Source organism: Pseudomonas alloputida (genome assembly GCF_021283545.2).
Classification (GTDB): Bacteria; Pseudomonadota; Gammaproteobacteria; order Pseudomonadales; family Pseudomonadaceae; genus Aquipseudomonas; species Aquipseudomonas alloputida.
The window spans coordinates 3,816,218-3,828,968 of the sequence record NZ_CP128540.1; the positions used below are offsets into that span (position 1 = coordinate 3,816,218).

At 60.1% G+C, this 12,751-nt stretch carries 11 protein-coding genes; 10 read left to right on the forward strand and 1 reads right to left on the reverse strand.

The features are described 5' to 3' along the window. The 7 genes from icmH (at nucleotide 1) to LU682_RS17580 (ending at nucleotide 8,817) form a co-directional block, all read left to right on the forward strand. A complete protein-coding gene (icmH, locus tag LU682_RS17550; protein WP_010953536.1) occupies nucleotides 1-870 on the forward strand; it encodes a type IVB secretion system protein IcmH/DotU in 870 nt (289 codons plus the stop codon). 133 nt (nucleotides 871-1,003) lie between these two features. Beyond that, nucleotides 1,004-1,519 (forward strand): Hcp family type VI secretion system effector, encoded by a 516-nt coding sequence (locus LU682_RS17555; RefSeq protein WP_010953535.1) that lies wholly within the window; start codon nucleotides 1,004-1,006, stop codon nucleotides 1,517-1,519. Between the two features lie 74 nt (nucleotides 1,520-1,593). Beyond that, entirely contained in the window at nucleotides 1,594-3,762 is a 2,169-nt protein-coding gene (locus LU682_RS17560) for a type VI secretion system Vgr family protein (RefSeq protein ID WP_010953534.1), read from the forward strand. Further along, on the forward strand, nucleotides 3,759-4,682 hold the full coding sequence (locus LU682_RS17565) for a DUF4123 domain-containing protein (RefSeq protein WP_049586296.1): 924 nt from the start codon (nucleotides 3,759-3,761) through the stop codon (nucleotides 4,680-4,682). Before LU682_RS17560 ends, LU682_RS17565 begins: the two co-directional genes overlap by 4 nt. Further along, entirely contained in the window at nucleotides 4,675-7,665 is a 2,991-nt protein-coding gene (locus tag LU682_RS17570; RefSeq protein ID WP_010953532.1) for a T6SS effector BTH_I2691 family protein, read from the forward strand. The genes LU682_RS17565 and LU682_RS17570 overlap by 8 nt, the downstream gene beginning before the upstream one ends. A 4-nt stretch (nucleotides 7,666-7,669) precedes the next feature. Beyond that, nucleotides 7,670-8,563: a DUF6708 domain-containing protein gene (locus tag LU682_RS17575; protein WP_049588127.1), complete on the forward strand. Its 894-nt coding sequence runs from the start codon at nucleotides 7,670-7,672 to the stop codon at nucleotides 8,561-8,563. Next, nucleotides 8,560-8,817: a PAAR domain-containing protein gene (locus LU682_RS17580; RefSeq protein WP_003250871.1), complete on the forward strand. Its 258-nt coding sequence runs from the start codon at nucleotides 8,560-8,562 to the stop codon at nucleotides 8,815-8,817. Before LU682_RS17575 ends, LU682_RS17580 begins: the two co-directional genes overlap by 4 nt. Nucleotides 8,818-8,967: 150 nt before the next feature. Here LU682_RS17580 and LU682_RS17585 read toward each other — a convergent pair whose 3' ends face one another. Continuing rightward, a complete protein-coding gene (locus LU682_RS17585; RefSeq protein WP_010953530.1) occupies nucleotides 8,968-9,738 on the reverse strand; it encodes an IclR family transcriptional regulator in 771 nt (256 codons plus the stop codon). A gap of 156 nt (nucleotides 9,739-9,894) precedes the next feature. On the opposite strand from LU682_RS17585, the gene LU682_RS17590 reads away from it, so the two are divergent. The 3 genes from LU682_RS17590 to LU682_RS17600 are packed head-to-tail and all read left to right on the forward strand — an operon-like array spanning nucleotide 9,895 to nucleotide 12,747. Then, entirely contained in the window at nucleotides 9,895-10,704 is an 810-nt protein-coding gene (locus LU682_RS17590; RefSeq protein ID WP_010953529.1) for a shikimate dehydrogenase family protein, read from the forward strand. A gap of 4 nt (nucleotides 10,705-10,708) precedes the next feature. Then, nucleotides 10,709-12,442: an FAD-dependent oxidoreductase gene (locus LU682_RS17595; protein WP_010953528.1), complete on the forward strand. Its 1,734-nt coding sequence runs from the start codon at nucleotides 10,709-10,711 to the stop codon at nucleotides 12,440-12,442. Next, nucleotides 12,427-12,747 (forward strand): NIPSNAP family protein, encoded by a 321-nt coding sequence (locus tag LU682_RS17600; protein WP_003250862.1) that lies wholly within the window; start codon nucleotides 12,427-12,429, stop codon nucleotides 12,745-12,747. Before LU682_RS17595 ends, LU682_RS17600 begins: the two co-directional genes overlap by 16 nt. Nucleotides 12,748-12,751 lie beyond the last annotated feature (4 nt).

A 12,751-nucleotide genomic window follows, 5' to 3' on the forward strand; every position in this document is an offset into this window, starting at 1 on the left:
ATGGGAAAAGACAACAATACGCCCACCGATGAAAACAACGCTGCAGTCAACGCGCTTGATTCAACCCTTCAACAGCCAGTACCCGCCCCCCGGGCTGCAGCAACCAATGGGCAAGCATCCACGGACAAACCTGAGCCAGAGCCCGTTTCCGAAGGCTACCCCGCTGACCCGGAATTTCAGCTGCGGGGCGGCTTCGCCAACCTGATGCTGGATGCCGCATCACCGTTGTTCGGCTTGGTCATACGCCTGCGTACGCTGGACGAGCTGCCGAACATCCAGGACGTGCACCAGCAAGTACGCAGCCAGATCGACAACATTCAGGAAGAAATGCGCCAGCACGGTTACGAGCCGGCTCAGTTGCTGGCGTACTCCTACGGTCTGTGCCTGTTCATAGACGAGGCCGTTATGGAGCGGCCCTGGGGCAAGAGCAGCTGCTGGAGCCAGGAGCCGCTGCTCAGCATCTTCCACGACGAGACCTGGGGTGGGGAAAAAATCTTCACCGTGATTACCCGCCTGATGCAGGAGCCCAAGCGTTATCAGGACGTACTGGAGTTCATGTACTTCGCCCTGTGCCTTGGGCTGAAGGGCAAGTACGCGCTCGCGCCGAAAGGCGAAGAAACACTCAACGCATTGATTCACCAACTGCACGGGATCATCCGCGAACTGCGCGGCCCTACCCCCGAAGAAGTCTGCGACCCCTACACCAATGTGGCCCCACGCAACTTCCGCATGAGCCGGCAATGGCCCTGGTGGAGCCCCTTGGTGATTTCCGCCATCGCCATGGCGGTGGCCTACGGGATCTACAGCTACCGCCTGCACCTGATCACAACCGAGGTGCTGGAGTCGCTGAACGGCATTTTGCAGCAATAGCCAACCGTGTCACAGCACCACTGAGTTCAACGAATTCGCGAGGTTTTTGCCTCGCTGACAAGCCCATCGTTTCCGATGGCCACGCCACCTGTGGTGCGCGTGCTTTACCCACATGGACGCAGGAGTAACTGCCATGCCAACACCCGCTTACATCAAGATCGTAGGCCAGACCCAAGGCAACATCACCGCTGGCGCCTTCACCGCTGACTCCGTCGGCAACGTGTTCCAACAAGGCCATGAAGATCAGATTCTGGTTCAGGAAATCAAGCATGAGGTGACTACGCCCACTGACCCCCAGAGCGGTCAACCGAGTGGCCAGCGCGTGCATAAGCCTTTCATATTCACCAGTTCACTGAACAAAGCTACCCCCCTGATGTATCAGGCACTTGCCAACGGCGAAATGCTGCCAACGGTCGAGGTCAGCTGGTATCGCACCTCGTCGGAAGGCAAACAAGAGCATTTTTTCACCACCACGCTCGAAGACGCCACCATCGTCAGCATCAATACCGTGCTTCCCCACGCACTCGACAAAGACAATGAAAACTACACCCAACTGGTTGAAGTATCGCTGGCGTATCGAAAGATCACGTGGGCTCACGATGTAGCCAACACCGAAGGCTCTGACGACTGGCGCGCACCCGCCGCCTGACCTGTGCAAATGCCCCGGGCAGGCCATGCCCGCCCGGGCTTTGTGTTGATTCAGACGGCGGACAAGGATCTTTTATGCCTAGCCAATCTGATTTGCGCTACAGCTTTGAGGCACTCGTTGGCAAAGCTGCATTCGAAGTGGTGTCGTTCGAACTCCGCGAGGGCATCAGCGCACCCTTTGAACTGGAGCTGAAACTGATCAGCTTCGAAAACGACATCGACTTCGGCCATTTGCTCGACAAACCCGTGCTCTTCACCATCTTGGACGGAGAACGCCCGGTACGGTACGTGCACGGCCTTGTCAGCAGCTTCAGCCAGGGCGAGAGCGGCTTCTACCGCACTTACTATCACGCCTTGGTCGAACCGCAACTGGCCCGCGCAAGGCTGCGCTCGAACTGGCGCATCTTCCAGCACAAGACCGTTCCGCAAATTCTCGAGCTGATGCTCAAGCGTCAAGGCATCGACCAGTACGAACTACGCGCCAGCATGGACCATCAGGTGCGCGAATTCTGCGTTCAGGCCGGTGAGACGGACTTGGCGTTCATCGCCCGCCTTGCCGCTGAAGAAGGCTTCGTCTACCGCTTTGCGCACAGTGAAAAGCTGCACAAGCTGATCATCACCGATCGGCTGCAGTCCCTCGGCCTGATCAGCCATGGCGCCATCAAGGCCGACCATGAAGACGAGGGTTTCGGCGATGACGACGAGCCTGTAGGCCCTGACAGCGTCCTGTACCAAGCGAACAGCGGTGGCGATCAAGCCATACCCTGCCTTCGCCGCTTGCGCTACAGCGAGCAGGTGCGCACCGCTCGCCAGGTGCAGCGCGACCACACCTTCACCCACCCGGCCTACCGCCAGGAGCACAGAGCCGCCGGGCCCTTCCTGGAGCATCAGAGCAAAGATTACGAATACTTCGATTACCCAGGCCGCTATAAACGCGATGCCGTGGGCAAGCCGTTCACCGAAAACCGCATCACAGCGCTGCGCCATGATGTGCGTATTGCCGAGGTCCAGGGCGATGACGTGCGCCTGCAACCGGGGCTCAGTTTCACCCTGACCGACCACCCGCGCGAAGACCTGAATGTGCATTGGCGGGTCAGCACGGTCCACCACGAAGGCAGCCAGCCCACCAGCCTGCAGGAAGAAGCTGCCGGGGCCGACCAGGGCACACGTTACGAGCAAAAGGCGGTACTGGTGCCAGGCAGAACCGAGTGGCGCCCAGCTCCGTTGCCCAAACCACGCGTTGACGGCCCGCACATGGCCACCGTCGTCGGCCCGCCTGGCGAGGAAATCTACTGCGATGAATGGGGCCGGGTAAAAGTCAGTTTCCCCTGGGACCGCGAAAGCCAGAACAACGAGTTCAGTTCGTGCTGGCTGCGGGTGTCTCAAGGCTGGGCGGGTGGCAGCTGGGGCTCGATGGCCATCCCCCGGATCGGCCAGGACGTGATCATCCATTACGTCAACGGCGACCCCGATCAGCCGATGATCACCGGCCGTACTTACTGCGGCAACCAGCTGCCACCGTACGACCTTCCCCGTCACAAGACCCGCATGACCATCAAGAGCCAGACCCACAAGGGCGATGGCTTCAACGAGCTGCGCTTCGAGGACGAACTGGGCCAGGAGGAAGTGTTCATTCATGCCCAGAGGGACCAGAACAATGTGGTCAAGCATGATGAGACTACGCAGGTCGGCAATGACCGCAAAGAGCAGGTCGATAACGACGAATCGATCCTGATCGGCCACGACCGTACGGAAACGGTTGGCAATGACGAGCGCATCACCATTGGGCAGGATGCCGCGCTCGACATCGGTAGAAACCACACGATCAGGATCGCCAAGGACCGTGTCGAAAACATCGGCAATCACCGTCACGATCAGATCGCCGCCAATCACCACACCCGTATCGGTGGCAACTTCGAGCAACGGGTCGAAGGGCATGCCGAGCTGGAAGCCCGTGGGGATATCCGCAGACGTACTCGCCGTTATGAACTTCGAGCATCGGAAGCCGTGGTCATCCAAGGCCCTGGTGGCTCCATTCGAATCGACGAAACAGGCATCACACTGGACAGCCCGACGATTCGCATCACCGGCCAGATGCTCAAGTCGGCAAATGGAACGACAAGCCCCTTTTCCATCAGCAGTGCACCGAACACTGGCAAGCCGCTGGAGCGCCTGTGTGGGCGCCGCCCTGATGGCTCCTGTCCCCTACCCGATTGCCGCTGTATCCGAGGGCAAGTCCAATGACCACCTTGTCATCACCTCCTCCGCGCAGCGAAGACTTCGCTCACAACTGCCGCTTTCTGCTGCTCATGACCAGTGCAATCGAGAACTGGGCCTATCGGCCCATCCCGCAGGAAGGTGAACTGGTTCCTGCTTATGCCCCATCGGTACTCGACCTTATAAACGCTGTCAGCCGAAATACTCAAAAGGCATGGTTATGGAAGAACAGCGCCCTGGATGACCGTCATGAGTTTGGGCCTTTGCTGGTGGACGTTGCAGACGCTCACGAGCTGCTTGCCCATGCAATCACGACCTGGATGCCTATCGGTGGAGCCATCGCGCTGGATGCCGAGGTTGGCCTGGCAGCGCTGGCAGACCACTTCACCAGCCTGGTGCAGGTCGTGCTCCCTGACCACAGCGTTGCCACTCACCATGTCACACCGGACCATCTTGCAGCCTGGCTGAATGCGCTGGACGACGACCATCGCAAGGCCTGGCTTGGCCCGGTGTCTCGGTTGGCATGGCGAGTCAACTGGGGGCCGGCTCATGAATGGAAAACACACGAAAACAAGCCGATTGCTGCCCGCTCAAAATCAGAACTGCCTTTGACCCTCCAGCAGCTTGAACTTGATCGGCTGCAAGCAGGCATGCACGAGCACTTTGTCCTCTCATTGGCACATGAGGTCTTGGCCATGCCGCCCCATGCCAACCATACCTTGGCGGACATACGCCTATGGATAGAAACACTCCTGCCGCAACTGACAGCCCTCAATTTCCGGAGCGAGGAAGTTGCGGGCCAATTCATTCGGCTGATAGCCGGGCACATGTGGCTGATGAGCAATGACAAGGCGGGAAAAATCTACACCAACCTCGAAGAGTCGCCCCAGGCCCGCCTTCGCGAGCTCCAGGCACTGGTCGAAAGCAAGGAGCCTGCCCATGACTAACGCCTCCGTAAGCAGCGCCACCTCCGGCCCTGCCTGCAGCGCTCGCGTGCCCATCCTGCCAGTGCGCTACGCCATCGTGCCCCGCACCGCCGACGCCCCCGCCTGCCGCTATGCCGATGCAGGCTTCAACCTGGAACAAGGCTTCCCCACGCTGCAGCACTCGGCCTACACCCTCCGCGCTTTGCGCCCGGGCTATGTCTACGTGTTCATGAAAGGCCCTCGGGGCGAAAAGCTGGTCATTCACGAGTACGTCGGCGCGGGCCTCTACAAGGAGCTGCGCTATCAAGGGCTGGAGGACTACCACCGCCGTGAGCGCTACCTGTCCGGCCAGAGCACCGGCTGGGTGTGGGCCGACACCTGCCAGGACACCGCCGAGGAAGTGTGGATCGGCTACAGCCCGCACCTGTGGACCAACGCCATCACCGCCCGTATCACTGGTTCGGCAGCCCTGCGCAAACGGCACATGCGCCAGCTGGACATGGCCGAGCTGGTGAGCGGCAACCAGGCGCCGTCCACCCAGCCCCATGTGTTGCCAGTGAGTGCCCTGCAAACCTGGGTCGAAGACTTCAAGCCAACCGAGCGGCGCATGCCGCTGACCTGGAGCAGCGACCCGGTCACCGAAACCTTGCCCATCGGCAACCTCCATGCCATCGCCCGGCACTACCCCTGGACCCAGCCGAAAGTGCCAGTGGTGGTGGCGCTCGCCGACGCCGAAGGCATGGCCCTGGACCTGAGCCTGTCTGTCTCGGCCTACCAGCATCAACTGCGTGACCTGATGCCGGCCGAGCAACTGGAGCACACAAAACCTGCCCAACCTCCCGAGCAGGAGCGCGTGCCGGCATGCTACCGGCTGGATGCCGAACAGCTCAGCCCGCAGAGCCGCGACTTTCACCATCGCAACCTGGTCGCCATGTTGCTGAACAAGACGCTGGAAAGCCTGTACCCGGCGGATGCCCCTTCGCCGGAACTGGCCGCGTTCAGGCTGGGCACGTCACGCCGGGGGCCCGCCCTGTCGCCGGCCGAGTCACATTTCCAGGCCCTCACCCATGAAGACTATTCCCCCAATGGTGCGCGCCTGGCGCAGCGCCTCGATGTCGACAAATACCGGCGCTTCCTCGCCGAACGCGACGCGCTGGAACGACGGATTGCCGCCCTGCGCAACCTGGCCTTGCAAGCCAGCAACGATCATGACGCCTGGCTGGCGACGGCCGAACCCCAACACATTGATAACCCCTACAGCCTGGCTGCGGCACTGGCCTGTTACGACCGCGACGAACGCACCTCCGCCCGCGGTCTGGAAATCTCACTGGCGTTGCTGATTCACCCAATGGGCCAGCCGACACCCGGCACAGAAGATCATGACCGGCGTTTCAAACGCCTGGAGCAATGGCTGGACCAGCACGACAGCCCGCTTTACACCGCCTTGGCGCCGTTCAACCCGTTCAAGGACAAAGCCGATTCGATCGGCACCTTGTTCGGCGCCAGCGACAACGTGATCGAAGGGCTCGCCGGTCGCTTCCCGGCCATGGCGGATATCACCGACCTCACCGCCCAGTCGGTCAATACCGTGGTGCTCAAGCGACTGCGCGGGCAGACCCGATGGGATGCCAGCCATGGCCTGCGGCGGCAGGTGCAGTTGGCAGCGCGGGAGGCGAATGCCGAGAAAGCGCTGGGGTTGCTGGCGGCGCGCTATCGAATCACCGAGCAGGCCATTACGGAAAATCCCTTTAGCCAGGAGGTGCAGCGGTATTTGAAGAGCGGCATGGCGCAGGTTGAAGAGATGAAAGCGTTGCGCATCTCGGGTAGCCGCACAGTGTCCATCGAGCTGACCACCACTGCGCGTGCGAAACCCAACTTCCTTGGGTTACTCACCTCGGGCGGTGGTGGTGGTTTAAACGCGGGGATGCTGTGGTTCAACATCTTATCGCTCAAGACGGCCTACAACAGCCTGCAAAAGAGCGATGCACCGGAATACACCCTGGGGTTCGCTTCATCTGTTTTCGGGGTGATTGGTGCAGCGGCGGCGACATTGGTCAGCGTGCGGGCGACGCAAAAGGCCATGATGTTGAAGTGGATCTCAACGGCGCCAGGCATGGCCTTTGGTAACGGCATCATCAACTTTCTGACGAGTAATCTTTTCGCGCGGGCATCAGGCTACCCGGCGATAATAATGGGGTTTTCCTCAGATATTTTTAAGGCAATACGTCAATGGCAGAACGGCAATCTTATTTCAGGCTTATATACAGCGGCTGCCAGCGCGACTACTGCTTTAGGTTCGATTCTTGTTCTAGAAGGAAGCCTTGCCATCGCAGGCACGACAGTCCTCATTCCCTTTGCAGGCTGGACAGCAGCTGGAATCGCCTTGATCGGAGCAACTTTGATCGGTGGAGGTCTATTCCTCTACTCAAAAGCTCACTCCCGGCTTCACAGCCCTTTAGAATTATGGGCCAGCAGAAGCATCTTCGGGACAAGGGAAAACGATGGAGAAATACGGGATAATATAAAGTTAGACTTTGATAAAAAATTGCCACCCTTTCGCCACATCCACGAAGAAATCAAGTCATGGCAGATTGAATTTTTCTCACCGAAAGCATTGTTGGCACCGTACTCTGAGCAGCTCGGCTTAGGCGCCCTAACGACACATTTGGATATAAATAACAAATGGCCAACACCTGACTGGGCAACAATTATCCATACTCAGGTCACTAAACAAAACGCAACACTCGAGCTAACTATACTTTTACCAGAATTCGTAGTAGGTCAAAGCGAATGGTCAGGGAGTTTAGTGAGCCAGAATCTCGACAGACAGACAACCCCACTCCAAATAAACCCTGACTGCCATATCACCCAAGCAGGTTTATTACTTCATTACAAAACTGATGCTAGACAAATCAGGTCTGCCACGCTAACGATTAATTACTATGCCAACCAAGGACTGGATGACGACACTCCTTCTACTACCACTATTCATCTGGAACGCTAAACCTATGGCGACTATCTGGCTTTTTAAACAAGCCCACACTTCAGGATTCAAGCCAAAAATTTCCGGACAACTTATTCAAACAACCAGTTCACACTTATGCCTGCGCAACCCTTGGGTGTCCGACTCTGTATTCATGGGAAAAATCTACACTGCCATGTTTCTATTTACCTGGGTATTATCATGTTACAATCTCATTAATGAAAATATAGACTACTCAATCAACGGCGGCGACATTTTCGTTGCCATCCTGATCTCACTCCCCTTTATTTTTACCCCATTCTTAGCCTACAGAATACTTTTCATAAAAAACTTATCGAACATATATTTAAATCGACACACAAAGAAAATCTACTATAAGCGATTCAAAAAACTCATAATATTTGACTGGAGCCAAGTCGCAGGCGGTCTTTTCAGTCGCACAGAATTCGGCGGCTCCTCCTTCACCACCAGCTATGCCCTCGCCTTCGCCCCCCGCCGCGAAGACGGCAGCCTGCACCAAAAAGACTGCCTCTGGGTCGACAGTAACGAACCCACCGAACCCGGCGTCAAGCATGTCGCCGAGGTATGGGAATACCTCCGCCACTTCATGGATCACGGCCCGGACAAACTCCCTCCGCCCGGTGAACCCAACTGGTGGCACAAGCCACTGCACGCCATCTGCCTGACCCCGGCAGAAGCCTGGCGCCACTATGCACCTTGGCGAACCGGCGAGCCCGGTGAAATGCAGGGTAAAAAGAACTGGCAATTGCCGTTCTGGGCCGTGCTGTTTCCCTACAACCTCTCCGTCGCCCTCTGCTGGTACGGCATCTGCCGCCTGTTCAACGTCCGAGCAGCGCCACCGCCTCCCGAAGCATTTGAGGAAGCCCCCATTCAACCCGGCAAAAGGAAGCGCAAATGAAACCCATCGTACTGGTAGGCCATCGTCATAGCTGCCCGCTCCATGGCGAAGGCACCGTGGAAACCGGCGCAAATGCAACATTCGTGGATGGCAAGGCCGTCGCTCGTGTGGGCGATCGCATCAGTTGTGGCGCCGTTATCGAAACCGGCGCTGCCTGCACGATCATCGAGGGCCACCCCGCAGCAAGGGAGGGTGACACTACCAGTCATGGAGGGACCTTGATCGAGGGGGACCAGGGTTGGCTCATTGATTGAAATCCACTACCGGCCACCGAGCCGGATGCTGAAGCCTGTCAGTCAACAGGTTTGGGCCGTCCAGCGGCCCAAAAGGCAAGCAAAGCCACCTTTCCGGGTGACCCGTTCTCGCATCCAGGGCGCCAGCCCGCAAACTGCGCCATGTCTGCGTCAATCCAGCACTGGCCGAAGCAACGCCTGCGCCTCATACAGGGTCGGTAAATACCGCAACCGTATCTCATCAATACTCAACCGCGATGCATGAGTAGTGATGGTCAGCGTGGCTTTCAACTGGCCGGCCCGCCCCAGCAATGGCACCCCCAGCACCCGCATACCGATTTCATATTCCTGATCAACGATACAGAACCCCTGCCCCTTCACGCGCTGTAGCTCAGCGTCCAGCTGCGCCCGGTCTGTCAGTGTGTAAGGCGTCAACGCCCGCAGCGGGTGACGGGCAAAGTATTCGTCCCGCTCCCCCTCATCCAGCCAGGCCAGCCAGATTCGCCCGCTGGCCGTGCAATACATCGGTACCCGCGAGCCCGGCCTGATCGACAAAGACGCCACATGGCTATACCGGCTACGCACCAGATGGATGATCTCATCGCCATCGCGGGTACCCACCGATACGTGCTCCTGGGTCTGCCGCGCCACCTGTTCAACAATCGGCCGCAGCATGCGCGGCAGTTGCGCTGAGTCCACATAAGCCTGGCCGATACGCAAGGCCTTGGGGGTCAGCCAGTAATCACGGCTGTCAGTTTCGGCAAAGCCCTCATGCACCAAGGTCAGCAGAAACCGCCGCACCGCACTGGACGTAAGGCCAGACAACCTGGCCGCCTGCGGCACACTCAGGCGCGGCTGCTCGGCGCTGAACAGTTGCATCAGCGCCAGGCCTTTCTGCAAGCCCGCGATCAGGTCACGGGGATGGATGGCAGGTGTGTTCATGCATTCGACTCGCTACCAGAGGAACAAAAACAGCCGATTACTGCGATAACCGGATCATGACTGCGATTATCGCATTAAGTGGCCGCTTGGCGCATTGTTGCCCACGCCCCTCTGCCTCACCCTTGGCGCCATAACAACGCCAATAAGGAGGTCAGCATGATTCGAGGTTCCACTGAACTGGTCGCCATCGTCGGTTCGCCCATCGCCCAGGTGAAGTCCCCGCAAAACTTCAACACCTGGTTCAACCACAACAACTGCAACCTCGCCATGCTGCCCATCGACCTGCACGAGGCGGCGCTGGACAGCTTTGCGGATACCCTGCGTGGCTGGCAGAACCTGCGCGGTTGCGTGGTCACCGTGCCTTACAAGCAGGCGCTGGCCAACCGCGTGGACGGCCTGAGCGAGCGCGCGGCTGCCCTGGGCTCGATCAATGTGATACGTCGCGAGCGCGACGGACGCCTGCTGGGCGACAATGTGGACGGCGCCGGCTTCCTCGGCGCTGCGCACAAGCATGGCTTCGAGCCGGCGGGCAAACGGGCACTGGTGATCGGTTGCGGCGGTGTTGGCAGTGCCATTGCCTATGCACTGGCTGAGGCAGGGATCGCCAGCATAACCCTCTGCGACCCCAGCACCGCACGCATGGGTGCGGTATGCGAACTGCTCGGCAACGGCTTCCCCGGGCTTACGGTCAGCACACAGTTCAGTGGGCTGGAAGACTTCGACCTGGTGGCCAACGCGTCCCCAGTCGGCATGGGCACCCGCGCAGAGCTGCCGTTGTCCGCCGCCCTGCTGGCTACCCTGCAGCCAGACACCCTGGTCGCCGACGTGGTCACCTCACCCGAGATCACCCCGCTGCTGAACCGCGCGCGGCAAGTAGGTTGCAGGATCCAGACTGGCCCGGAAATGGCCTTCGCCCAACTGGGCCACCTTGGCGCCTTCATGGGCGTCACACCGTTGGAGATCTGAAGCCATGACGACTCTGGAGCACACACACAACAGCTTCGACCTGGTTGTGCTGGGCAGCGGTGCCGGTGGTTTTGCCGCTGCCGCCACCGCGGCCCGCCGTGGGCTGAAGGTGCTGGTGGTGGAAAAAGCCGAACGCTTTGGCGGCACCTCGGCGATTTCTGGCGGCGCGGTGTGGCTGTACGGCACCGACCAAGCCCGTGACGCCGGCGCCAAGGATTCCCCCGAGGCAATGCGCACCTACCTCAAGCAGGTCATCGGCGACGGCTACGACCCCGCCTTGGGCGACGCCTTCATCGAGCATGGCCACCAGGCGCTGCGCTGGCTGGAGCAGAACACCGAACTGCGTTATGCCCTGCGCCCACTCTCGCCCGACTATTACCCGGATGCACCCGGTGCCACTCAGTTCGGCCGGGCGCTGGAAATGGTCGAGTACGACGGCAAGCGCCTGGGCACACGCTTCAAGGACCTGCAGATGCCACCGCCCGGCATGCTGCTGTTCGGCGGCATGATGGTCAACCGGGTGGATATCCAGCATTTCCTCAGCATTCGCCGCTCACCCAGGTCGCTGTGGCATTGCCTGAAGTTGATGGCGCGTTACGCGCGCGACCGCCTGCAGCACCCACGCGGCACCCGGCTTACCACCGGCAACGCATTGATCGCCCGCCTGGCCACCAGCGCCTTCGCCCACGGCACGCAGTTGTGGTTGCGCAGCGAAGCCGTGGAGCTGATCGCCGAGCGCGGCGTGATCACGGGCGTGGTCGTACAGCGCGAGGGCCGACGTGAGCGGGTAATGGCCCGTGGTGGCGTGGTGTGCGCCATGGGAGGATTCGCAGCAGGCGCAATGGCCGCCGACTACCGCCCGGCTCAAAAGGCGCCGCACCTGACCCTGTCACCACCGGCCAACGACGGAGCCGCCCTGCGCCTTGCCCAGGCCGTGGCAGCAGCCGAGGGCGAGGGCCTGGCGGCCAACTTCTTCTGGGCACCGGTTTCCGAACTACGTCATGCCGATGGTGAACGTGAGCGCTTCCCGCACCTGGTCACAGACCGCGCCAAGCCGGGCGTGATTGCGGTAGACCAAACCGGGCGGCGCTTCGTCAACGAGTCCGACTCCTACCACCACTTCGTGCACACAATGTTCGCCAAAGGCATTGCCAGCTGCTGGCTGGTCTGCGATGCCGAGGCAATGAACCGCTACGGGCTTGGCCTGGCGCGGCCCAAGCCCGTCAACAACCAGGCGTTGATCGACGCAGGCTACCTGTACCGGGCCACCACATCGCAGGCACTGGCCCTGGCCATCGGCGTCGATCCACAGGTGTTTGCGCAAACACTTTCACAGTTCAACAGCGATGCCGGCAATGGCATCGACCACGCCTTTGGCAAAGGCGGCAACAGTTACAACCGCTACATGGGCGACCCACAACATACGCCCAACCCATGCTTGGCACCCCTTACCAAGGGGCCGTTCTACGCCATCCGCATTCACACCGGCGACCTCGGTTCAGCCCGTGGCCTGGTGACCAACGCCGATGCCAACGTGCTGAACCGCAACGGCTTGCCGATTCCCGGGCTGTATGCGGTCGGCAACGACATGAACTCACTGATGAAGGGCACCTACCCCGGCCCCGGCATCACCCTGGGCCCTGCCCTCACCTTCGGCTGGCTTGCTGCCAACCACGTCACCGCGCGCCTGCAGGCGCCGGCTACCCCTACGGAGAACCCGGCATGTACTACGAACTGAGAACCTACACCCTCGACCCATTGAAAATGGCCGACTGGCTGGCCCTGTACCAAAGCCACGCACTCGAGGTGCAGAGCGAACACCTGGGCAACCTGGTGGGCTTTTTCACCAGCGAGTTCGGCGACGTCAACCAAGTGGTGCACATCTGGGGCTATGCCAGCCTCGACGACCGCATGGCACGCCGCGCAGCCATGGCGGCAGACTCGCGCTGGGCGGAATTCTCGCGACGCAACCGCGAGCTGGGCGCGGTACTGCGCCTGCAATCGCGGCTGCTGCGCCCGACCGGTTTCTCACCGCTGCAGTAAGCCA